This window comes from Polynucleobacter cosmopolitanus (assembly GCF_002224225.1).
GTDB lineage: Bacteria > Pseudomonadota > Gammaproteobacteria > Burkholderiales > Burkholderiaceae > Polynucleobacter > Polynucleobacter cosmopolitanus.
Map to the genome: position 1 here is coordinate 182,716 of NZ_NJGG01000003.1, position 23,265 is coordinate 205,980.

At 44.2% G+C, this 23,265-nt stretch carries 17 protein-coding genes and 1 tRNA gene; 9 read left to right on the forward strand and 9 right to left on the reverse strand.

Going from position 1 to position 23,265, the window contains the following annotated elements:
• Positions 1-10: 10 nt before the first annotated feature.
• The 3 genes from AOC33_RS08680 to AOC33_RS08690 all read right to left on the reverse strand — a co-directional run bounded on the left by AOC33_RS08680 (position 11) and on the right by AOC33_RS08690 (position 2,562).
• Positions 11-1,834, reverse strand: coding sequence for a bifunctional chorismate-binding protein/class IV aminotransferase (locus tag AOC33_RS08680; protein WP_089516614.1), 1,824 nt, complete (start codon positions 1,832-1,834; stop codon positions 11-13).
• 3 nt (positions 1,835-1,837) lie between these two features.
• Complete coding sequence (locus AOC33_RS08685) at positions 1,838-2,389, reverse strand: peptidylprolyl isomerase (RefSeq protein ID WP_089516615.1); 552 nt, start codon at positions 2,387-2,389, stop codon at positions 1,838-1,840.
• 96 nt (positions 2,390-2,485) lie between these two features.
• Positions 2,486-2,562: transfer RNA gene (locus AOC33_RS08690), tRNA-Met, on the reverse strand.
• 139 nt (positions 2,563-2,701) lie between these two features.
• Between AOC33_RS08690 and AOC33_RS08695 the strand changes: the two genes are divergently transcribed.
• The 4 genes from AOC33_RS08695 (at position 2,702) to radA (ending at position 7,567) form a co-directional block, all read left to right on the forward strand.
• Positions 2,702-3,667, forward strand: a complete 966-nt coding sequence (locus tag AOC33_RS08695) for an MBL fold metallo-hydrolase (protein WP_089516616.1) — start codon at positions 2,702-2,704, stop codon at positions 3,665-3,667.
• Positions 3,668-3,764: 97 nt separating this feature from the next.
• On the forward strand, positions 3,765-5,666 hold the full coding sequence (locus AOC33_RS08700) for a potassium transporter Kup (RefSeq protein ID WP_245835655.1): 1,902 nt from the start codon (positions 3,765-3,767) through the stop codon (positions 5,664-5,666).
• Positions 5,667-5,750: 84 nt separating this feature from the next.
• Positions 5,751-6,203: a hypothetical protein gene (locus AOC33_RS08705; protein WP_143744037.1), complete on the forward strand. Its 453-nt coding sequence runs from the start codon at positions 5,751-5,753 to the stop codon at positions 6,201-6,203.
• The gene (gene radA, locus AOC33_RS08710) at positions 6,203-7,567 is read left to right on the forward strand and encodes a DNA repair protein RadA (RefSeq protein WP_089516619.1); all 1,365 of its coding nucleotides are present in this window, start codon (positions 6,203-6,205) and stop codon (positions 7,565-7,567) included. The genes AOC33_RS08705 and radA overlap by 1 nt, the downstream gene beginning before the upstream one ends.
• Before the next feature lie 20 nt (positions 7,568-7,587).
• On the opposite strand, the gene prmB is transcribed toward radA, so the two are convergent.
• Genes prmB through dapD form a run of 3 tightly spaced genes read right to left on the reverse strand, consistent with a single transcriptional unit; the run spans position 7,588 to position 10,506 of the window.
• Positions 7,588-8,469 (reverse strand): 50S ribosomal protein L3 N(5)-glutamine methyltransferase, encoded by an 882-nt coding sequence (prmB, locus tag AOC33_RS08715; RefSeq protein ID WP_089516620.1) that lies wholly within the window; start codon positions 8,467-8,469, stop codon positions 7,588-7,590.
• A gap of 23 nt (positions 8,470-8,492) precedes the next feature.
• Entirely contained in the window at positions 8,493-9,650 is a 1,158-nt protein-coding gene (gene dapE, locus AOC33_RS08720; protein ID WP_089516621.1) for a succinyl-diaminopimelate desuccinylase, read from the reverse strand.
• Between the two features lie 22 nt (positions 9,651-9,672).
• Positions 9,673-10,506 carry a 2,3,4,5-tetrahydropyridine-2,6-dicarboxylate N-succinyltransferase gene (gene dapD / locus AOC33_RS08725; protein ID WP_089516622.1) on the reverse strand — a complete coding sequence of 278 codons (834 nt, stop codon included), beginning with the start codon at positions 10,504-10,506 and terminating at the stop codon, positions 9,673-9,675.
• 122 nt (positions 10,507-10,628) lie between these two features.
• On the opposite strand from dapD, the gene smc reads away from it, so the two are divergent.
• From smc to ligA, 3 genes are read left to right on the forward strand one after another with little or no spacing between them, the layout of a single operon-like run.
• Entirely contained in the window at positions 10,629-14,144 is a 3,516-nt protein-coding gene (gene smc / locus AOC33_RS08730) for a chromosome segregation protein SMC (RefSeq protein ID WP_089516623.1), read from the forward strand.
• Positions 14,144-15,208, forward strand: coding sequence for a cell division protein ZipA C-terminal FtsZ-binding domain-containing protein (locus AOC33_RS08735; protein ID WP_089516624.1), 1,065 nt, complete (start codon positions 14,144-14,146; stop codon positions 15,206-15,208). The genes smc and AOC33_RS08735 overlap by 1 nt, the downstream gene beginning before the upstream one ends.
• A 6-nt stretch (positions 15,209-15,214) precedes the next feature.
• Positions 15,215-17,218, forward strand: a complete 2,004-nt coding sequence (ligA, locus tag AOC33_RS08740; protein WP_089516625.1) for an NAD-dependent DNA ligase LigA — start codon at positions 15,215-15,217, stop codon at positions 17,216-17,218.
• On the opposite strand, the gene AOC33_RS08745 is transcribed toward ligA, so the two are convergent.
• From AOC33_RS08745 to map, 3 genes are all read right to left on the reverse strand, one after another.
• Positions 17,215-17,823, reverse strand: a complete 609-nt coding sequence (locus AOC33_RS08745; RefSeq protein ID WP_089516626.1) for an alternative oxidase — start codon at positions 17,821-17,823, stop codon at positions 17,215-17,217. The genes ligA and AOC33_RS08745 overlap by 4 nt on opposite strands.
• Positions 17,824-17,983: 160 nt before the next feature.
• Positions 17,984-20,548, reverse strand: a complete 2,565-nt coding sequence (locus AOC33_RS08750; protein ID WP_089516627.1) for a [protein-PII] uridylyltransferase — start codon at positions 20,546-20,548, stop codon at positions 17,984-17,986.
• A gap of 12 nt (positions 20,549-20,560) precedes the next feature.
• Positions 20,561-21,409, reverse strand: coding sequence for a type I methionyl aminopeptidase (gene map / locus AOC33_RS08755; RefSeq protein WP_245835650.1), 849 nt, complete (start codon positions 21,407-21,409; stop codon positions 20,561-20,563).
• A 156-nt stretch (positions 21,410-21,565) separates the two neighbouring features.
• On the opposite strand from map, the gene rpsB reads away from it, so the two are divergent.
• The gene (gene rpsB / locus AOC33_RS08760) at positions 21,566-22,315 is read left to right on the forward strand and encodes a 30S ribosomal protein S2 (RefSeq protein WP_089516628.1); all 750 of its coding nucleotides are present in this window, start codon (positions 21,566-21,568) and stop codon (positions 22,313-22,315) included.
• Positions 22,315-23,196 carry a translation elongation factor Ts gene (gene tsf / locus AOC33_RS08765; protein ID WP_089516629.1) on the forward strand — a complete coding sequence of 294 codons (882 nt, stop codon included), beginning with the start codon at positions 22,315-22,317 and terminating at the stop codon, positions 23,194-23,196. The genes rpsB and tsf overlap by 1 nt, the downstream gene beginning before the upstream one ends.
• Positions 23,197-23,265 lie beyond the last annotated feature (69 nt).

Below are 23,265 nucleotides of genomic sequence, written 5' to 3' on the forward strand. Positions count from 1 at the left end.
TCATTATCGTTTAATTTGTGGTTTTCACGACGCCGCGCAAGGCGTTGGTGAAAATCACTTCTTCCGCACTCAAGACGTCGGCGCGCGTGATATTTTGTTCAATCGCTTGATATTTTGAATCTTTCAAAATGATTGATCTCATCACGCCAGGTAAGCATCCAGATGCAAGTGGTGGGGTTAGCCATCGACCATCTTTTTTAATAAAGACGTTTGATCTGCCACCTTCTGTAACAAATCCCTGTTCATTAATAAATAAAGCATCGAATGCACCCAATTTTTCAGCGGCCAACCATGCTTGGTCATACAGTTTGCGACGTGTCACTTTATGACCCAATAATTGATCAGTCGAGGACATCGTTACATCAGTTAGCAAAAGATCACTGGCCCATAGGATGGGGCCTGGTTGAAGATCTTGTATCAAGGCAGTTTTAATGCTGAGCAGTCCTTCTGCTGACAGGTCTAAACGAAGTCTGTAAATTAATTTCGCATCAAGTTGTGAACAAGCAACTTGAATCAAGCTTCTAGCTCTGTCTGAATCAAATTCAATTTTTAATTCACTGGCAGATTTAGAGATTCGTTCAATGTGAATGTCAACGTGGCAAGCTTGTCCTTGTTCTATGCGAATCGTTTCAAACAATCCAATGGGTTCTGATTGATCTTGTAAAGCGTATAAAAATCCAGCTTTGGTTTGGCACTCATGCCACTCATCAACACTCTCGGAATCAATGGTGATGCCACCGCCAACGCCCATTTGAAAACTTTGATCTTTTGCAAGCCCCAAGGTTCTGATCACAACGCTCATCCCAAGATCACCCAGTCCAGTTTTTGAGCTTGGATCAAACCAGGCAATAGCGCCACAGTAAAGATTCCTTGGTTCTGACTCTAACCCCTGAATCAACTCCATGGTTCTTTTCTTGGGTGCGCCAGTAACTGAGCCACAAGGAAAAATCGCTTGCAGCAATTCTTTGAGCCTTAAATTTTCTTTTGATATTGAGCTGATGGTTGATGTCATTTGTAAAACATCACCATGCTGCTGAACTTCAAATAAATGTGGCACTTTGACTGAGCCTGGCATCGATATTTTGCTTAAATCATTGCGCAGTAAATCAACAATCATGACATTTTCGGCACGATTTTTTGCATCACCGTGAAGTTCTTCAGAACTACTCTCACCAACCTTGGCGGTGCCTTTCATGGGTTTGGTCATCAAGGTATCGCTTGTCTTTTGCAAAAACCATTCGGGGGAGCATGATAAGACCCAGCCATTCGGATGATCTATATAGGCACCGTAAGGACCTGGTTGTTTTTGTCTGAGTATCTCGTAGGCAGCTAAAGGTGATCCGCTTAATTTACCGGCGATGCGATACGTGTGATTGACTTGGTATGTGTCGCCAGCCTTGATCCATTCTTGAATCTTAGAAATATCTTCTTCAAATTGTTGTTGAGTGACGCTATTACTTGTGTTCGTGATAGCTGGCGCATCTGTTGTTTGTTTGACTGATTGAGTGAGTTGAGTTTGAATCCATTGATTGACTTGTTCTTTACTGAGTTTTTGAACATCTTTAAAAACCCAAGCTTGTACCCAAGGTGTTTCAGATTTTTTTGGCTTTAAGCCTACAAGGTATTCGCCAAGCTCATAGCTAAGACAAGTGACAACATATTGTTGGTCATGGATTGCTTGTTCAATTTCTTCAAGAGCAGCCTCAAGTTCATCAGCTTTGCTGGCTTGTATTGTTTTTAATGGAGACTGATAGAGTCTGCTACTTGGCTTGTCACTGGAACTTTGAGCATCATCAAGCAGGATGGTGCAAGTGAGATGCTCAAAGTCACTCATCGATTACTGGCCAATAACTTTTGCGCTATTGATCACAATCGTTGTGCTTGGTACATCAGCAAAAGGACGCTTGCTAGTGGTGCTCACGGCTTTGATTTTGTCGATTGTTTCTGTGCCTTTGATCACCATGCCAAAAACAGCATAACCATGACCATCGGGACGAGGGTAATCCAAGTTCTTGTTATTCACCACGTTCACAAAAAACTGTGCTGTTGCTGAATCAGGCACATTGGTTCTTGCCATAGCGATGGAGTACACAACATTATTCAAGCCATTATTAGATTCAAGTGAAATCGGCGCTTTGGTTGCTTTCTGTTGCATGTCCGGGGTAAAACCACCACCTTGCACCATGAAATTGTTGATCACTCGATGAAAAATAGTGCCGTTATAAAAACCACTATTCACATAGCCTAAGAAGTTCTCAACAGTTTTTGGGGCTTTTTCAGGGTTGAGTTCAACAACGAAGTCGCCCATGGTTGTTTTGAATTCAACTTTCGGACCTGCAAAGCTCAGCGTGGATAAGGTCACGAGAAGGGCAGCTAATAATTTTTTCATGGGATGGATGCTCATTGTTGGAAACCCTAAGTATGCCAAAGATATTGGGGTAATAAAAAAGCCCCTCAAGTACATGAAGGGCTTTAGTCTAATATTTGGTTGCGGGGATAGGATTTGAACCTATGACCTTCGGGTTATGAGCCCGACGAGCTGCCAGACTGCTCCACCCCGCGTCTGAAGAATGAAACTATATCAGGTTAAACCCTAAATAGCAAGGACAACCTGTCTTTCTATCCAGTAATGCCATGTCTTTTAAAGAAAAAATTAGACTAAGTAGCTTATTTCTCATATTGGTTATGTGAAAATCCGCACATGCAAAAACATCTGACTTATGCCCAATTAGTCGCTCCTGGCATTTACTGTGTTGATACCGGATTTGTAAGAGAGCAGTTTGATGCCAGTTATATGGTGGTTGATGGCGATGAAGTTGCTTTCATCGACGTTGGCACCAACTACTCGATTCCCAGATTTTTAACCACCCTTGATGAACTTGGCTTAAGTTCTCAACAGGTCAAATACATTGTTTTGACACACGTTCACTTAGACCATGCAGGTGGTGCAGGCGAGATGATGCGGATATGCGAACAAGCCCAATTACTGGTTCATACCCGAGGCGCTCGCCACATGATTGACCCGAGTGCTCTTCGAGCTGGAGCCGTGGGCGTTTATGGCGAAGACATTGTTGAGCAATCCTATGGCCAATTGTTGCCAATCGATGCTGCAAGAGTTGTGGAAGTTGGCGAAGGTCATCAAATCCTTTTGGGTAGCAGAATACTCCATTGTTTAGATACGCCTGGTCATGCCAAGCACCATATCGCTATTTGGGATCCTATCAGTCGTGGTGCTTTCACGGGTGATACCTTTGGCCTCTCATACCGTGAGTTTGATACTGAAGAGGGTGCATACATCATGCCGACCACCACACCGATTCAGTTTGACCCTGATGCTCTGAAGGACTCAGTATTACGTATTGCAGCGCTCAATCCTGAGTGCTTGTTTCCGACTCATTTCAGCCGAATTAATGGTGTTGAGCGCTTAAAACGTCTTTTCTTAGAACAATTAGATGAAATTGTTGTTTTAGCGAAACAATTAAAAAATGATTCAAATCGACATGCTCTACTGAAAGACGGAATGGCTAAGATTCATATAAATCATTTAAAAACAATGAAGTGCAAACTATCTACTGCTGAAATTATCACTTTTCTTCAGATTGATTTGGAGCTCAATGCATTGGGAATTTGCCATTGGCTCGATAAATTAGAACCTGGGCTTAATTAATGTTGCGTTGCAATATGGTCGGCATATAATAAAAACATCATTTATTAGGGAGTAACCGGTGTCCATCAGTAATCCGGAAAATTCACAATCATCTTTACTGAAGCCAGTTGAGCTTCATGGTCAAGATGGTCATCAGAAAGCAAGTACGGTCACTTTGGCGATTGCAGCCATTGGTGTTGTTTTTGGTGATATCGGCACAAGCCCTCTATACGCATTAAAAGAATCCTTCAGTCCAAGTCACGGTATTCCATTCAGTCAAATGGCTGTCTTTGGCATCATTTCAATGATGTTTTGGACAATCTTGCTGGTTGTGACATTTAAATATGTTCTCTTTGTGATGCGAGCTGACAATAAGGGTGAGGGTGGTGTGCTGTCTTTGATGGCATTGGCACTTCGATCACTTCAATCTGGAAGCCAATCCTATTTAACGGTGATGATGTTGGGTATGTTTGGAGCTTGCATGCTCTATGGTGAATCAGTCATTACCCCAGCCATCTCTGTTCTATCAGCGGTGGAAGGTCTAGAAATTGCCACACCAGAAATGAAGCGCTTTGTGATTCCAATCACAATCACTATCTTAGTCGCTCTGTTTGTGATTCAAAAATATGGCACAGCTGCTGTTGGCAAACTATTTGGCCCCATCACAATTACATGGTTTATTTCATTGGCTGCTTTGGGGCTCTATAACGTCATCAAAGCACCTGAAATTTTTAACGCGATCAATCCCATTTACGCGATAAATTTCATTTCCGAACATACTTTGATGGCCTATATCGTGATGGGCTCTGTGGTTCTTGTGGTGACTGGTGTTGAGGCTCTCTATCTAGATATGGGACACTTCGGTCGTAAACCGATTCGCTATGCTTGGTTGTTTTTAGTGTTGCCAAGTTTGCTTTTGAATTATTTTGGTCAAGGTGCTTTGTTGCTATCAAACCCTGAAGCCATTAAAAATCCTTTTTACTTGATGGTGCCTGAATGGGCTCTGTGGCCCATGGTTGGTTTGGCCACCGCTGCCACAGTGATTGCTTCTCAGGCGGTTATTTCAGGCGCATTCTCCTTAGCAAACCAAGCTATTTTGTTGGGTTTCTTACCCCGCATGGGTATTCGTCACACCTCAGATAATGAAAGAGGTCAAATTTATATCCCTGTGGTGAACTGGTCACTCTTGATCATGGTACTTTTCACGGTGATTGAATTCAGGGAATCCGGTAATTTGGCGGCGGCTTACGGTATATCAGTCACGACGACGATGCTGATCACCACCATTCTTTTGGCCATTGTGATGCGTCGTGAGTGGCGCTTGAATCCAATTGTCATTGTTTGTTTGATCACAGCTTTCTTGATCATTGACTTGGCATTTTGGACTGCAACATTAATTAAACTAAAAGATGGTGGTTGGTACCCATTATTGATTGGCGTTATTTGTTTTACTTGTCTCATGACTTGGTACAAGGGTAGAAAATTACTGCGCGATCGCATTATTAATGAATCCATTCCTTTGGAGCCATTTGTAGCTGGACTCTTAGCCCATCCCCCACATCGAGTTGAAGGCACGGGTATCTTTTTAACTGCTCACATCGATTACGTTCCTGTTGCGATGCTGCATAACCTCAAACACAATCGCGTGTTACATGAACGCGTATTCTTTTTGAAGTTGAGTATCTGGGATGTGCCTTATGTGAATGATGAGGAGCGTCTCACACTCAAAGACATGGGTGGCCAAGTGTATTTGGTTCGCTCGGTGCATGGTTTTAAAGAGACACCAGATATCAATAAAGTGTTGGCGCAAATTGAAGCTCAATACCAATTGAAGTTTGATCTGATGGATACATCCTTCTTTTTGGCGCGTGACACCGTGGTGTCCTCAAAATTACCTGGTATGGCTTTGTGGCGTGAAAGGCTATTTGCTTGGATGTTCCAAAATGCTGCAAAACCATCAGATTTCTTCCAAATCCCTACAAATAGGGTGGTGGAGCTTGGCGCCAAGATAGAAATTTAAGTTTTTTAGGCATAAAACACTAATGGCTTTATGCTTAAGGTTATGAGTTATTACAGAATTTCACTAGGAGTCATTTTCACCTCGTTGTCTTTGCTGACAACGGTGGTTCTTGCTGGTCCAGCGGAGATGGCAGAGCTCGCGGAAATCGAAAAGAGTCAAAATAATCTCAATCTACAAAAAGATTGGGCTAAATACCGCTTAGAAAAAAAACAGCACGATTGTTATGATCAATTTTTCACGACCCGTTGTCTTGATAAAGCTCGTTTAGAACATCGTCAAGAAATCAAAGAAGTGCGTGCTCAAGAAATACCTATGCGAGAGAGGGAGCGCGTTCTCAAAGCTATCATCAAAGATGAGCAAGATGAACAAAGAATCAAAGAGCGCAACGATCCAGCTAAGGCAAAACAGCGCGCTGATAATGTCAAAGATTATGAGCAAAAGCAATTGGATCAAGCTAAACGTGAACAAGACCTTGTAAAAAAACGCGCTGACTCAGAAAAGCGCGCTCAGGAAAATAAAAAGGCCAATCCGCTCTAATGGCAAAAATTAAATCTGTTTATGTTTGCCAAGCATGTGGTGGCTTATCAGCAAAGTGGCAGGGTCAATGCCCTAACTGTGAGGCTTGGAATTCCATGGAAGAAACCGTGGAAGACAAGCCTTCAACTAATCGCTTTCAAAGCTTGGCTAAAGCTGCTCCTAAACAAAAACTATCCGTTATAGAAGCCGAAGATTTACCTCGTATTAGCACCGGTGTTGATGAGTTTGATCGAGTATTGGGTGGTGGCTTGGTCACCGGTGGAGTTGCATTGATTGGCGGCGACCCCGGTATCGGTAAATCTACTTTGCTTTTGCAAGCACTGGCAGCAATGAGTGCTCGAGGTGACTCGGTTCTTTATATCAGTGGTGAGGAATCGGGTGCGCAAATTGCCTTGAGAGCAAAACGTTTGGGAATACAAGCTCCGGATTTAGAAGTATTAGCAGAAATCCAGTTAGAGAAATTATTAGCCACCATTGAATCAGCAAGACCCACTGTGGTGGTCGTTGATTCGATACAAACGGTTTACTCAGAAGCTTTGAGTTCGGCGCCTGGTTCAGTGGCGCAGGTGAAAGAATGCGCAGCTCAACTGACTCGTTTGGCTAAAACGACTGGTGTTTGTATGATCATGGTGGGTCATGTCACCAAAGAAGGTAACTTGGCAGGGCCAAGGGTTTTAGAACATATCGTTGACACAGTTTTGTATTTTGAGGGTGATACGCACTCATCGTTCAGATTGGTTCGAGCCTTTAAAAATCGTTTCGGGGCTGTGAATGAATTAGGTGTCTTTGCCATGACTGATAAGGGTCTCAAAGGCGTGGCTAATCCATCAGCTTTATTCTTGTCACAGCACGATCAAATCGTTCCCGGTTCTTGTGTGTTGGTCACGCAAGAAGGCAGTCGACCATTGTTGGTTGAGATTCAGGCATTGGTGGATGCTGCACATGTGCCCAATCCACGCAGATTGGCTTTGGGTCTAGAGCAACACCGTTTGGCCATGCTCTTAGCCGTACTTCATCGTCATGCAGGCATTGCTTGTTTTGATCAAGATGTTTTCTTGAATGCGGTGGGCGGCGTCAAAATCACTGAGCCTGCAGCGGACTTGGCTGTCTTATTAGCGATTCAGTCGTCGATGAAAAATAAAGCATTGCCCAAGAACTTGATTGTCTTTGGCGAGGTTGGTTTGGCAGGAGAAATCAGACCATGTCCAAGGGGCCAAGAACGCCTCAAAGAAGCTGCTAAGCTGGGCTTTAAGCAGGCCATTGTTCCAAAGGCCAATGCCCCTAAAACAAACATTCCTGGCTTAACTATTTTTGCTGTTGATAGGATTGATCAAGCGATTCAAGCAGCCAGAAATCTAGAGTGACAAATCTATAATTTTATAGATTAAAGGTCTTCTGCTTGAATCAGTAAGACCTGATCGTCGCCAGCAGAAACTTCTAGCCATGTGACTGGTATTTCTGGAAATGCATCTGAAAAGTTTTTAGCTTCATTGCCAATCTCAAGCACCAAAGCACCCTCAGGTTTTAAATAATCTTTAGCGTTTGCAATGATTTTTCGAACGATGTCCATGCCATCAATTCCACCAGCTAAAGATATTTCTGGTTCAGCGTGATATTCAGGTGGAAGAGTAGCCATGGATGTTGCATTCACATATGGCGGATTGCAAATGATCAAATCAAATAAATTTTCTTCATTGGGTGAGGGCAATGATTCAAATAAATCACCTTGGTGAATCTCAATTTGTTCACTCAGATTGTGGCGATCAATGTTCTTGGCTGCTAAAGACAATGCTTGCATGCTGATATCTGATCCGGACACTTCTACATCTGGGCAAGATAGAGCCATCAAAATCGCCAATGAGCCATTACCTGTGCAGAGGTCTAAGACTTTGGCGCTCGGAGGCAACCAAGGCTCTAAATGACCATCCACAATTAATTCTGCGATGAATGAGCGAGGCACGATACTGCGCTCATCGCAATAAAACGGAATGCCCATTAACCAGGCTTCGCCCAAGATGTAGGCCAAAGGTTTGCGAGTAGTGATGCGCTCAAGTGCCCAAGCGTTGATTTGGGTGAGTAATTCAGGCGTGATTGTTGTGTCGAGAGCTTCTGCAGCATCTTCAGGCGGAAAACCCAAGGCTGTAGCTATGATCCAAAGTGCTTCGCTTTGCGCATCAATGGCGCCATGGCCATAACTCAGTCCTGCAAGATCTAATTTTTCGGTCAGTTCTTGCCAACAAACTTCTAAAGTTAAATCAGTGTTCATAAATGTGTTGAAAGAGTTAACGCTTAAGCAATTAACTTTTCTAAAACACCTTTGTAAATATTTTTAAGCGGCTCTATGTCTGCAAGCTCAACACGTTCGTTGATTTGATGAATGGTTGCATTGCGCGGTCCAAATTCAACCACTTGAGGACAGATCTTTGCAATAAAGCGAGCATCACTGGTGCCGCCAGTTGTCGAAAGCTCTGCAGTTACATTTGTTTCTGCTTTGATCGACGCTTGCATGGCTTCGGATAAGTTACCTGGTTGCGTCAAAAATGGTTCCCCACTGAGATTCCATTCAATCGTGAAATTCAGTTGATGTTTCTTCAGGATTGTTTCAAGTTTCTCTTTTAGTTTGTCAGCTGTATTTTCGGTTGAGAAACGGAAATTAAAATCAATGACCACCTCACCAGGAATCACATTGGTGGCACCTGTTCCAGAGTGAATATTAGAAACTTGCCATGCGGTTGGTTGGAAATAAGTATTACCTTGATCCCATGTCACTCCAGCAAGTTCAGCAAGAGCAGGGGCCATGAGGTGAATCGGATTTTTTGATAAATGAGGATAAGCAATGTGACCTTGAACACCAATCACTTTTAATTTGCCAGATAAAGATCCCCGGCGACCATTTTTAATCGTGTCTCCTAATTGATCAACTGAGGTTGGCTCACCAACCACACAGTAATCAAGACGTTCGCCACGTTTTTTTAATTCATTACAAACAATCACAGTGCCATCATGCGCCGGACCTTCTTCATCGCTGGTCAACAAAAAGGCAATCGAGCCTTTGTGATCAGGATTCTGAGCTACAAACTCTTCAGTGGCCACCACAAAAGCAGCCAATGAGGTTTTCATATCCGCGGCACCACGACCATATAAAAAACCATCTTGGTGTGTCGGTTGAAATGGATTCGAAGACCATTTATCGAGTGGACCGGTTGGCACCACATCCGTATGTCCAGCAAAACTCAACAGAGAACCTGTTTTACCTAGAGCGCCTCTTTTAACGGCCCATAGATTTGTCACTCTGAAGTGATCAGGACCACTCATCATTGTTTCGCATTCAAAACCGATTGCTTTGAGTCGATCAGCTATCAGATCTTGGCAACCACCATCAGCAGGCGTTACCGAGTTCTGAGAAATCAGTTGTTCTGTTAGGGCTAAGGTTGAGTTTGTAGTCACAGATAATCTTTAATGAGTTAGCTTAGTCTCGTAATAGATCGTTAATGGCTGTTTTAGCTCTGGTTTGAGCGTCTACCTTTTTAACGATGATTGCTGCATAGAGACTGTATTTGCCGCAGGCTGATGGTAATGAGCCAGGAACAACCACTGAACCAGCTGGTACGCGGCCATAGTGAATTTCACCAGTTTCACGGTCATAAATCTTGGTGCTTTGACCAATGTAAACGCCCATTGATAAAACAGCATTTTCTTCAATCACAACACCTTCAACCACTTCTGAACGTGCGCCAATGAAACAGTTATCTTCAATGATCACAGGACCGGCTTGAACTGGTTCTAGAACACCACCAATACCAACACCGCCTGAGAGGTGAACATTTTTACCAATTTGGGCACATGAACCAACTGTGGCCCAGGTATCAACCATTGAGCCTTCATCAACATAAGCACCGATATTGACGTATGAGGGCATTAAAACCACATTTTTGCCAATAAATGAACCACGACGAGCCGTTGCAGGCGGAACTACGCGGAAACCGCCTTTGGCAAAGTCCTCAGCCGTGTAATTGGCAAATTTAGTTGGAACTTTGTCGTAAAACTGCGGAAAGCCATTGGTGCCATTGGCTGACATCACCTGATTGTCTTCTAGGCGGAAAGAGATCAAAACAGCCTTTTTAACCCATTGATTCACATTCCACTTGCCCACTGAGTGACGTTCAGCAACGCGAATAGAGCCGTCATTTAAGCCCGCTAATACCGTAGCCACTGCCTCGCGAACCTCTTTTGGGGCTGCTGAAGGTGATAGGCTGGCACGATCTTCCCAGGCTTGATCAATGATGTTCTGTAGCGTTGCCATAAACTCTTTTTCCTTTAAAAATAACAAGTAATAAGCCTAGATTATATCTGTCGACTTCAGGAAGTGCTCTTTCTATTCCTACCTTGGTATCATCACAATGATTCCATTAAAAGAAGTTAGCCGTGCGACTTAAATCTATCAAACTTTCAGGGTTCAAATCCTTCGTAGACCCCACTCATTTCGAGCTTCCAGGCCAATTAATTGGTGTTGTGGGCCCCAACGGTTGCGGTAAATCCAACATCATTGACGCTGTTCGCTGGGTTTTGGGTGAATCTAGGGCCAGTGAGCTGCGTGGCGAATCCATGCAGGACGTTATTTTTAATGGCTCTGGGCAAAGAAAACCGGCTGGGCGCTCAAGTGTTGAGCTGATTTTTGATAACACCGATGGTCGTGCCGCTGGCCAATGGAGCACTTTTGCTGAATTGTCAGTCAAACGCGTGTTGACTCGTGATGGAGCTTCTAGCTACTACATCAATAATCAAACAGTCAGACGCAAAGACATTCATGATATGTTCATGGGCACTGGTTTAGGTCCTCGTGCTTATGCGATCATCGGCCAGGGAATGATTTCTAGAATCATTGAAGCCAAGCCAGAAGAGTTACGTATTTTCTTGGAAGAGGCTGCGGGTGTATCTAAGTACAAAGAGCGCCGCAAAGAAACTGAATCTCGTTTGGAAGACACCAGAGAGAACTTAACGCGTGTAGAAGATATCTTGCGTGAGTTAACGCAGAATCTCACCAAGCTAGAAGGTCAAGCTCAAGTTGCTGAAAAATACAAAGACCTGAATACTCAGATGACACAGCAACAACAGTTGTTGTGGTTGGTACGTCAGACTGAAGCAGGCAAAGAGCAAGAGCGTCATGCGAATGCGATCAGAGATGCTCAAGTTCAGCTTGAAGAGCAAACTGCCAAATTACGCCATGCAGAAGCTGAATTAGAAGAATTAAGAAGCTCTCATTACGCATCGCAAGATTTGGTATCAACAGCTCAAGGTGAGCTGTATGAAGTGAATGCTGAAGTAGGCAAGCTTGAGAATGAGATTCGTTATGTTCAAGAATCACGCGCACGCCTACAGCAACAGATTTCAGATTTACAAGCGCAGTTATCCCGTTGGTCTTCACAAGAAGTCGCTGCTGCTGATGCCTTACGTCAAACCAATATTGATTTAGAGTCTGCTCGCGAAAACGAAGAGCGTTTCTTGGAGGCTCTTCATCAGGTACAAGAGAAGTTGCCAGCGCATGAAGTAACTTATTTAGAAACACAAAAAGCTTTAGATCAAGCGCGTGAAGCTGTGTCTTCAACTGATCAGCGCTTAGCAAGTTTGGCTGAAAGAGTATTGGCTGCAGGTCGTCAATTAGATCAGTTGCATCAACGTCAAGAACGCTTACAGGCCGATTTATCAAGCTTGGTGAAGCCTGATGCTGAAGCTCTTAGCCTGGCGACTGATCGCCAAACCATGGCTCAGCGCAAGGCTGATGAAGCGCAAGAGGTTTCTGAAGTAGCCAATGTGAGTGTTCCAGAAGCTGATGCGACAAGACAAAAAGCCCAACAAACCTTGCAAGAATCTTCTACAGCATTGAGTCAAACTCAGGCTCGCTTGAGTGCTTTGCAAGCTTTACAAGAAAAAGTTCAAGCTCAAGCCAAGGTTGGTCCATGGTTAGAGCAAAAGGGTCTCAATAAAAAACAACGTTTGTGGCAAGATTTACAAGTTGAAAAGGGATGGGAAACCGCACTTGAAGCAGTGTTGCGTGAACGTGTCACTGCTTTACAAGCAAGTGATTTGAACGAGGCCGTTCGTCTTGCTCAAGATGCGCCGCCGTCTCGTTTGGCTTTCTATTCTGGTAACGGTGTTTCTAATTCTGACTCAAGCGTCAATGGTTTGACCAGCTTGATGAGCCGTGTTCAGGTCAAAGACTCTGGCATCAAAGCTGTGATCCAAGAGTGGTTGGGCAATGTTTACATTGCAGATAGCTTAGATGATGCGATGCGTCGTCGTGAACAACTGCCTCAAGGTGGTGTTCTCTTGGTCAAAGAAGGCCATATTGTCAGTCGCGTGAGTTTGCAACTATATGCAGAGGATTCTGAACAAGCTGGTTTATTGGCGCGTGGCCAAGAAATTGAAAACTTAGATTTACAGTTAAAAGCTCAGCAATTAATTCTTGATGAAGCTCAGAGTGAGGCCAACAGAGCTCAGTCTGCTTATCATCAAGCGCATCAATTGGCCCAGCAAGCTCGTCAAACAGCTGAACAAGCTGTGAGAGAAGCACACAACCTAGAAGTTGAGCGTTTGCAACTTGCGCAGGCTGATGAGAAATACAGAAGCAGAGCAGACCAAATCAATTTTGAACTTAATGAGCTCACTCAGCAATCTGCTGAACTTCAATCGATCAGAGACGAAGGTCAGGGCGAACTAGATCGTGTTCAAGATGAAAAAGGTGTGCACGGAGATAGTTTGACGACTGCACAAGATGCTTATCAATCAGCACAACATGCTCTTGAGCAAGCTCGTGAAGCGTTGCGTTTGTCTGAGCGTGAAGCTAGTGAAGCATCCTTTAATACAAGAACCTTGGTCCAAAGAATCAGTGATCTGACTCGTGATCAACAATCTGCACAACAACAGGTGGGTGATATCCAGGTGAGCTTGGGTAATTCTCAAGAAGAGTTGCATGGTTTGTCTGATGAAGCTGCCCAAGATGCTTTACAAAACTTATTGATTCAAAGAAGTGCTCGCGAAGCTGCTTTGGCGAATGCCAGAACAGAAATGGATGCCATCTCCCATCGTTTGCGCGAGGGTGATGAGGGTCGCTTGACGATTGAGCGCAGTTTGCAACCTTTGCGTGACAAAGCCATGGAGCTTCAGCTCAAAGAGCAAGCAGCCCGCTTGAACGTTGAGCAATTTGCAACCATGTTGATGGATGCGGAAGCCAATGTGGAAGAATTGCAAGCACGCTTAACGCCTGATATGAAGGTCAGCACTTTGCAATCTGAAGTGAATAAGCTCAATCAAGAAATTCAAGGTTTAGGTCCTGTGAACATGGCAGCTCTTGAAGAGTTGGCCAGCGCGCAAGAGCGTAAGACGTTCTTGGATGCTCAATCAGCTGACTTGAATGAAGCGATCAATACATTGACGGATGCTATTTCAAAAATTGACGCTGAAACTCGTGAATTGTTACAAGGCACCTTTGATCAGGTCAACGAACACTTTGCAAAATTATTCCCAGATCTTTTCGGTGGTGGTAACGCCAAGTTGGTGATGACTGGTGAAGAGATTTTGGATTCTGGTGTTCAAGTGATGGCTCAACCGCCAGGCAAGAAAAATTCAACCATTCACTTGTTATCAGGTGGTGAAAAAGCTTTGACAGCGATTGCTTTGGTCTTCTCATTATTCCAATTGAACCCAGCACCGTTCTGTTTGCTAGACGAGGTTGATGCTCCATTGGACGATGCGAATACGGGTCGTTATGCAGACATGGTTTCTAGAATGTCTAAAAACACTCAATTTGTCTTTATTTCACACAATAAGATCACCATGGAAATCGCTAGCCAATTGATTGGTGTCACGATGCAAGAACAGGGTGTTTCTAGAATTGTTGCTGTTGACTTAGAGGCTGCGGCAACGATGGTGGAGGCTGCTTAATGATTTGGTTCACTGAACTTGCTACATCCTTAGGGTTGTCGGATCTTCAGTTATCTCTTGGACTAATTGGTTTTAGCTTGTTAGTCCTTGTCATGATTTATAACGCCATGCGTATACGCAAGCTTGATAAGAATGAATCGATGGATGATTCCAGCGAGTCATCAGAACCAAGCTTTTCTGCAGTCGATGCAGCTCTCAACAAATCTGAACCAAGCTTTGGCGGTATTACAAGCTCAACGCATGCTCATCCCGTTTTAGCAAAGATCGATCCCTTGATTGATTGTGTTGCAACCTTGCGCTTGCCTGAACCCATCACTGGCCAAGAAATTTTGAGTCAGTTGTCTGATTGGCCAAAAAATACCCAATTTACTTGGATGCATGAAGGCTTGACTACGGATTCTGTTTGGCAATCAATCACGCCAGAGCAAAGCTTCACAGAACTTCAACTGGCTATTCAGTTAGCCAACAGATCTGGCCCGATTGGCATGGTTGATTTATCAGACTTTGTCTCAAAAGTGCAGTTGCTATCTAATGCCTTAGATGCTGAGTTGGATTTAGCCCCTCACAATGACATCATTGAATCCGCTAAGAGCTTGGATGATTTTGCAGCAAAGTGTGATATTCAGTTGGGCATCACCGTTGTTCCAAAAGATGGTTTGTGGAACCTGATGACTATTCAGAATGTTGCAAACAAGGCAGGATTCTTGTTATCACGTGATGGTCGTGAGTATCAGCGCGTTGCTGCAGATACGACTATCTACAAATTGATCGCTGATCAAGCCAATTTCTTGCGCGACGATTTGAGCCAATCAAATGTTCAATATGTAACATTGCTGTTGAACCTACCTCACGTTTCTTATGAGATGACACCATTTCAATTGATGCTCGATGATGCAAAACTATTGGCTGAAGCACTCAACGGTCATTTGGTGGATGATGCAGGAAGACCATTGGTTGATGAAGCTATCACTGCCATCAAGGGTCAGCTTGAAGAGATTTATCAAGCGATGACGGTTCAGGGTATTCCTGCAGGATCTGCTGCTGCAAGCAGACTCTATTCCTAGGTTCTTATGGCTGATTCGGCCCGATATGCCTGGCTGAAAGACGAGTTGGCAAGCTTAGATCATGCCTACTACGTTCTTGATGACCCCAAACTCCCAGATATTGAATACGATAAGCTCTACCGAGAGTTATTGGCGATCGAGCAGGAACATCCTGATTGGATCACTTCTGATTCGCCATCACAGCGAGTGAGTGGACAAGCCGGCGATCTTTTTTCTGAAGTCAAACATGTGGTTCCGATGCTTTCATTGAATAATGCATTGGAAGACAAAGAGGCTGAGGCTTTTGATAAGCGTTGTCGTGAGGGATTGAATTTAAGTTCTGTTGAATATGCCGCTGAACTTAAGTTTGATGGTTTAGCGATATCCTTGCGTTATGAAAACGGTCTTTTGACACAAGCTGCCACGCGTGGTGATGGTTATAGTGGTGAAGATGTCACGGCCAACATCAGAACAATCAAAGCGATTCCTTTGAGATTGAAGGGTGCATCACATCCCAAAGTTTTAGATGTGCGAGGCGAAGTCTTCATGAGTCATAAAGACTTTGAGAGTTTGAATCAAGCAGCCATCAGTAAATCTGAAAAAACTTTTGCCAATCCCAGAAATGCTGCCGCCGGAAGTCTGCGTCAACTAGACCCCAAAATCACCGCACAACGCACCTTGTCTTTTTATGCCTATGGCATCGGTCAATGTGAACCATCAAACTTTGTTCCTAAAACACATTCTGAATTATTAGATCTTTATGCATCTTGGGGTTTGCCAGTTTGTGAACACCGTGCCGTGGTTCAATCAATCAACGGCTTGATGGGGTTTTACGAATCTATTGGTGCCTTGCGGGATCAATTGCCCTATGACATTGACGGAGTGGTTTACAAAGTTAATTCAAGAGAACTGCAAGAAGATTTGGGATTTGTCTCAAGAGCCCCACGATTTGCGGTTGCCCATAAATATCCAGCCCAAGAGGCTCTGACCACTGTTCTTGGTATTGACGTCCAAGTAGGTCGCACAGGTGCCATTACTCCTGTTGCCAGACTTTCACCAGTGGTGGTCGGAGGTGTGACTGTCACCAATGCCACTTTGCACAATGAAGATGAGGTTCGTCGCAAAGATGTGCATATTGGTGACACCGTGGTGGTTCGTCGCGCAGGGGATGTGATCCCTGAAGTTGTTTCATCCATCAAAGAGAAACGGCCATCTTCAGCGATTGCTTTTGTGATGCCGACATCCTGCCCGATTTGCGGCTCTCATATTGAGAAGCCAGAGGAAGAGGCTGTTGCAAGATGCAGTGGTGGTTTATTTTGCCCAGCACAGCGCAAGCAAGCGCTTTTGCACTTTGCTCATCGCAGAGCCATGGACATTGATGGCCTTGGTGAAAAAATCGTTGATCAGTTAGTAGATCAATCCATTGTAAGAACGCCAGCTGATTTGTATCGCCTAGGATTGATGGCTTTATCCAATCTAGACCGAATGGGTGAAAAATCCGCTGAGAACTTACTTCAGGCCATAGAGAAGTCCAGAAAAAATACTTTGGCCAGATTTATTTTTGCTCTAGGTATACGTCACGTCGGCGAGAGCACAGCTAAGGATTTAGCTAAACACTTTGGGCAGATTGATAAGCTCATGGTGGCCAATGAAGAAGACTTGCTTCAAGTCAATGATGTTGGTCCTGTGGTGGCTAAATCCTTGCTCAGTTTCTTCAGTGAAGCTCACAACAGAGAAGTTGTAGAGCAATTGTTAGCATCAGGTATTGAGCTTGAGGTAGAAACCTCAACAATCAATCCAGAGTTACTTGGTAAAACATTTGTTTTGACTGGAACATTGCCCACCATGTCGCGTGATGAAGCAAAGGCTCTGTTAGAAAAAGCAGGAGCCAAGGTGGCAGGATCTGTGTCTGCCAAAACACATTATGTGGTTGCTGGCGCAGATGCTGGAAGCAAGCTTGAGAAAGCTCAAGAGTTGGGTGTCGCTGTGATTGATGAGGCTCAGATGTTAGCTTTACTTCAATCTAATTAGCCAGCAATACCCTTATCGTAATCATCCGCAAAAGCGTGATTGACATCACTGTGGCCTTGTTCATCAGCTCTCACCGCAATCACAACATCACGTAGCATGGCATTAGCAGGCAAATTCCAATATTCGATTGCAATGGCTGGCGCAGGGATGTTTAGTTCAGGATTGGCATCAATTTGCGCAAGGTAATCTGTGTAACTGATCACGGCTTCTTCTTCAAAGTAACCCACGATACGGTGGGCTGTTCTTGGAAAAAATACGTAGATAAAGAAAAACAAATGCCAAAACACTGCTTGGGCTATTAGGACAATCATCCGCTCAAGCCAGTTTGGCTTGGCGACTTCTAAAAATGTCATGAGGTGCATGCGTTCATTTTCGGCTTCAGCCAATAATGTACGAATCTTTGGGCCGTAACCTGTTTTCATTTGGCGCAGACTTTTAAGATGTGTCCACATACCCGCAACCATGCCTGGAACGGCTGCAACTGTTTCAAGAACCACAGCTCTATGACCATATCTGCCGCTGAAAAATGTATCTGCAGTCCATCTCAGTAGCAAGGTAAATCTTTTTGCCACTTGATCGCTCATATTTGAAGGGGTGTGTCTCATTGCTTGCTTCCTAATAAGGTATTTAAGAAAGGCTTGCATGATTCAAGCCGTTAACCAAACACTGACAAATCAAACTAGTGAAAAAATGCGACAAACAGCGCTGTGCTTAAGAATGGAGCTAAACCACTGTAGCATATAAAACAAGCAATTGCTGAGTCGGCTAAACCGCTAAAGCGTCCAAGATTTCTTTTTCCAATTGAACTTGTATTTTTGAATCTTTTGATAGATTGTGGCCATCCAACAAAAATACGTCCTCGATGCGTTCGCCCAAGGTATTGATTCTTGCAGTATGAAGCGATATTTGGTGCTCAGCCAAGATCTTGGCTATGGCGTAGAGAAGTCCTGTTCTGTCGTTGGCAGATACTGATAAGACATAGTATTGACCGCGCTCATCAGCCCTGAGACTGACACGAGGTTGAATGGGAAAGCTTCTTGATTGTCTAGATAAGCGACCCTTGCTAGGATTTGGTAGTGGCGCGCTTTGTTGAAGCATGGCAGCCAAGTCATGCTCAACCAGTTGAATGATGTCGCGATAGTGACCGCCTTCACGCAATAAATTCGTACCAGAAATTTGGAATGTATCTAAAGCATAGCCATGCTGTGTTGTATGAATCTTGGCATCTAAAATTGAAAACCCTTGTTGATCAAAGTAGGCGCAAATCCTTGCAAACAGATCCACTTGATCCTTCACATAAACTCCAACCTGCAAACCTTCACCAATTTGAGATAAGCGAGCCCGAACGATTGCTTCGGGGTGGTTCACGCGGCCATGCAAATGTTTGGTGAGCCAAGCAATATCACTGGGCTCGTGCCTTAAAAAGAAAGAGATGTCCAATTGTTTCCAAAGATTCTCATGAGCATCTGTTTGAAGACCAAATAGACGAAGCATTTGTTTTGCTTCTGACTGATTTTGTTCTAACTCAGAGCTAAGATCGTGTTGTTCGCCACCTAAAATTCTCAAGGTAAGCTTGTACAAATCTTCCAATAGTTTGCCTTTCCAGGCATTCCATACTTTGGGGCTTGTTCCTCTGACGTCAGCTACGGTCAATAAATAAAGTGCCGTTAAGCGTCTTTCAGTTTTCACTTTTTTGGCAAATGCCTTGATCACATCTGGATCACTGATATCTTGTTTTTGCGCTACTTGGCTCATCGTCAAGTGTTCAGCAACCAACCACACCAATAGATCAGTATCTTCCTTATTTAAGCCATGCTGTTTAGAAAATAAACGAGCATCTTTTTTACCAAGATCTGAGTGGTCGCCACCACGTCCTTTGGCTATGTCATGGAATAAGGCCGCCAGAATCAAAAGCCATGGCTTGTCATAGTTCGCAGCCAGTTGACTGCAGAATGGGAACTCATGCGTGTGCTCGACAATCCAGAAACGTCGAACATTCCTGAGCACCATCAGGATGTGTTGATCAACCGTATACACATGGAATAAATCGTGTTGCATCTGCCCCACAATCCGCCTAAAGGCTGGCAAGTAACGACCCAAAACACTGGTTTGGTTCATCATGCGGAATGCATTTGTGACGCCGTGAGGTTGGCGCACAATCTCCATGAAATACTCTCGGTTTTCTGCTTGCTTGCGCCATTCGGCATTCATGAGATTTCTGGCGTTATACAAACCTCTGAGTATTTGAGCTGAAAATCCTTTGACGCCAGGTGTTTTTGTGTAAAGCAAAAAAGCCCGCAATATCTGATTGGGATGCTTTTCAAACAAATTAGGGTCAACAATATCCAGTAAACCTTGCCTCTCAACAAAATGCTCCGAGACTGGTCTGGTGATTCTGGATTCTTTGGGAAAAAGAATCGCTTCAATATTTTGCAGAAGAATTTCATTGAGCTGAGTCACAGCTTTAGCGGCCCAGTAATACTGCTTCATGATTTTTTCACTGGCACGTGTGCCATTTTCTGAAGTCAGACCAAATGATTCAGCCAACTGAGTCTGTAGATCAAACACCAAGACATCTTGACGTCTCTTAGCAACCAAGTGCAATTGAGTGCGCAAGGTTTGCAATAGTTTTAGATTCCTGTTGATCTCTAAAGATTCACGCTTGGTCAAAAGACCTTTTTTATGTAGATCAGAAAAGCTATTTCCTAACTTAGCCGCTTTGGTCATCCATAGAATCACTTGTAAATCTCTCAAGCCACCTGGACTCTCTTTGCAGTTGGGTTCTAAGGAATAGGGTGTGTCGTTGTATTTGTGATGTCGCTGACGAAGTTCTAGTAACTTCGCTTGATAAAAGGCCTTTGCATCCATGGCCGCATCAAATTGCAGCAAGAATCGTCGGTAGAGTTTTTTATCTCCGCCAACCAAACGAGATTCTAGAAGAGCAGTTCTAACGGTGATGTCAGCCGCAGCTTCTTGCAAACATTCCTCGATATTGCGAACTGATGAACCAATCTCAATGCCAAGATCCCAGCAGCGAGTAATGAAGCTTTCTACTTTTGGAGTAGCTATGGCCAGTTGATCAGCACTGAGCTTTTCAGAAAGTAGCACCAAGATATCAACATCTGAATAAGGATATTGCTCGGCGCGACCAAATCCACCCACGGCCACAAGGGCTGCGTACTCATTCAAACCATTTTCTTGCCAAGCCAACAACAATTGTTGATCTATTAGGTGACAGATATCTTTGGTTAACTTGTGGACGTTTAAATCTTTTTTGAACTCTTCAAAGCGAGCCTCGCGACGAGTTTTTAGAGTTGCAAGGGTGTCCATGTCTTGCTGGATTTACGGTCTGAACTTGAGATTACTGACGCACGCCGGTGGCGGTGGGCTGCCTGCTGAATAGGTCAATACTTCAACACCGGTTGGAGTCACCAAGCAGGTATGTTCCCACTGAGCTGAGAGGCTACGATCTTTGGTCTTAACAGTCCATTGATCTGGCATGGTTCTGATATCTCGTTTGCCGGCATTGATCATGGGTTCAATCGTAAAGGTCATACCCTCATGCAGTTGCTCACCCAGACCTGGTTTGCCGTAATGCACGATTTGAGGTTCATCATGGAACACTTGTCCAATGCCATGACCGCAATACTCTCTCACCACCGAATAGCCTGCATTTTCAGCATGAGCTTGGATCGCATGGCCAATATCACCCAAAGTACAGCCTGGTTTGACCTGTGCAATACCCAGCCACATGCACTCATAAGTGATTTGCGACAGCCTTTTAGCCAAAATCGACGGTTCACCAATTGCGAACATCCGGCTGGTATCGCCGAAGTAGCCTGTTTGAGTGATCACGGTGATGTCTAGATTGACGACATCGCCATCCTTCAAAATTCGGTCGCCTGGAATACCATGGCAAATCACATCATTGACCGAGGTACAAATGGACTTAGGGAAGGGTGGATAGCCTGGTGGTTGGTAATTAAGGGGCGCTGGGACGGTTTTTTGGACATTCACCATGTAATCATGGCAAATCTGGTCCAATTCCCCGGTGGTAATGCCGGCCTTGATAAATGGGGTCACATGGTCCAGTACCTCGCTGGCCAAGCGGCCAGCTTCACGCATACCGGCGATGAATTCTTGAGAAGTGGGTTTTTTAGTTTCAGTCAACATACCCTGATTATCCAGCATAAATTCATTGTTTTCATGGCTTTAATACGTTTTTTAGGGTAGAATACTCACACTGTTTCAGATGGTCTGGAGCAGAATCACGAACCAAGCCGTCCAGGGTGGCACTTTTTAGTGCAGTCAGGACTTGGTTCTAGACACAACCCTTAGGAGATTTACATGTCAGTGACTATGCGTCAAATGCTAGAAGCCGGTTGCCATTTTGGGCACCAAACTCGCTTCTGGTCACCAAAGATGGCCCCTTATATTTTCGGTCATCGCAACAAAATTCATATTATTAACCTCGAAAAAACGCTTCCTATGTTCTTGGATGCGCAAAAGTTCGTGCGTCAAGTAGCTTCTAACCGCGGCACCATTTTGTTCGTTGGTACAAAGCGTCAATCAAAAGAGATCATTGCTGAAGAAGCAACTCGTGCTGGTATGCCTTACGTAGATGCTCGCTGGTTGGGCGGTACATTGACTAACTTCAAAACTGTTAAAGGTTCCATCAAGCGTCTTAAAGACATGACTGCTGCTCGCGAAAATGGCGATTGGGAGCGTTTGTCTAAGAAGGAAGCTTTGACAACCAGCCGTGATATCGAAAAATTAGAGAAATCATTGGGCGGTATTCAAGATATGGCTGGTACACCTGATGCGATTTTCGTGGTGGACGTTGGTTACCACAAGATTGCTTTAACAGAAGCCAAGAAATTAGGTATTCCAGTGATTGCAGTGGTTGATACAAACCACTCACCTGAAGGTGTTGATTACATCATCCCAGGTAATGACGACTCAAGCAAAGCGGTTGCTTTGTATGTTCGTGCAATGGCTGATGCTATTTTGGAAGGCAAAGCAAACGCAGTGAACCAAGTGTTAGAAGCTGTTAAAGGCGATGCTGATGAGTTCGTTGAAGAAGGAAAGGGCGAGTAATGGCTGCAATTTCTGCTGCAATGGTTGGCGAACTACGCGCCAAAACAGATGCTCCAATGATGGAGTGCAAAAAAGCTCTAACCGAAGCTAATGGCGACATGGCTAAAGCAGAAGAAATTCTGCGTGTAAAACTTGGTAGCAAAGCTGGTAAAGCTGCTTCACGTGTTACAGCTGAAGGCGTGATCACTGCTTTCATCAATGGTACAACTGGCGCATTGCTAGAAGTTAACTGTGAAACAGACTTTGTTTCTAAGAATGATGACTTCCTAGCATTGAGCAATGCTTGCGCTCAATTGGTTGCTGAAAAGAACCCAGCCGATGTGACTGCCTTGTCTGCTTTGCCATACTCTGGCAAGACAGTTGAAGAAGTTCGTGCTGAATTGATCGGCCGTATCGGTGAAAACATGTCATTGCGCCGTTTCACACGTTTTTCAGGTGAGAACAAGTTGGTGTCTTACTTGCACGGTACACGTATTGGTGTGATGGTTGAATACACTGGTGACGATACAGCTGCTAAAGACGTTGCTATGCACATTGCTGCGATGAAGCCGATTGCTTTGTCTGCTGCAGATGTACCTGCTGACAAGATCGCTACAGAGAAGAGTGTTGCTGAACTAAAGGCTGCTGAATCAGGTAAGCCAGCAGAAATCATCGCTAAGATGGTTGAAGGCTCAGTTCAGAAGTACTTGAAAGAAGTTTCTTTGTTAAATCAAACTTTTGTTAAAAACGACAAACAAACTGTAGAGCAAATGTTGAAGGCTGCTAACACAACCATCAAGAGCTTTACGATGTATGTTGTAGGTGAAGGTATTGAAAAGCGTCAAGATGACTTTGCTGCTGAAGTTGCTGCTCAGGTAGCTGCTGCAAAAGCCACGGCCTAAGTAGTTCTTGTAGTTCAAAAAGGCACGGGGCTAAAACCTTCGTGCCTTTTATACTTTTGTAACTTGATG

Excerpts from the sequence above, each read along its gene's own strand:
- AOC33_RS08680 (WP_089516614.1), bottom strand. The coding sequence starts at position 1,834 with ATGAGTGACTTTGAGCATCTCACTTGCACCATCCTGCTTGATGATGCT.
- rpsB (WP_089516628.1), top strand. The coding sequence starts at position 21,566 with ATGTCAGTGACTATGCGTCAAATGCTAGAAGCCGGTTGCCATTTTGGG.
- AOC33_RS08745 (WP_089516626.1), bottom strand. The coding sequence starts at position 17,823 with ATGAGACACACCCCTTCAAATATGAGCGATCAAGTGGCAAAAAGATTT.
- dapD (WP_089516622.1), bottom strand. The coding sequence starts at position 10,506 with ATGGCAACGCTACAGAACATCATTGATCAAGCCTGGGAAGATCGTGCC.
- AOC33_RS08750 (WP_089516627.1), bottom strand. The coding sequence starts at position 20,548 with ATGGACACCCTTGCAACTCTAAAAACTCGTCGCGAGGCTCGCTTTGAA.
- AOC33_RS08685 (WP_089516615.1), bottom strand. The coding sequence starts at position 2,389 with ATGAAAAAATTATTAGCTGCCCTTCTCGTGACCTTATCCACGCTGAGC.
- ligA (WP_089516625.1), top strand. The coding sequence starts at position 15,215 with ATGGCTGATTCGGCCCGATATGCCTGGCTGAAAGACGAGTTGGCAAGC.
- tsf (WP_089516629.1), top strand. The coding sequence starts at position 22,315 with ATGGCTGCAATTTCTGCTGCAATGGTTGGCGAACTACGCGCCAAAACA.
- radA (WP_089516619.1), top strand. The coding sequence starts at position 6,203 with ATGGCAAAAATTAAATCTGTTTATGTTTGCCAAGCATGTGGTGGCTTA.
- AOC33_RS08695 (WP_089516616.1), top strand. The coding sequence starts at position 2,702 with ATGCAAAAACATCTGACTTATGCCCAATTAGTCGCTCCTGGCATTTAC.
- AOC33_RS08735 (WP_089516624.1), top strand. The coding sequence starts at position 14,144 with ATGATTTGGTTCACTGAACTTGCTACATCCTTAGGGTTGTCGGATCTT.
- prmB (WP_089516620.1), bottom strand. The coding sequence starts at position 8,469 with ATGAACACTGATTTAACTTTAGAAGTTTGTTGGCAAGAACTGACCGAA.
- map (WP_245835650.1), bottom strand. The coding sequence starts at position 21,409 with ATGCTGGATAATCAGGGTATGTTGACTGAAACTAAAAAACCCACTTCT.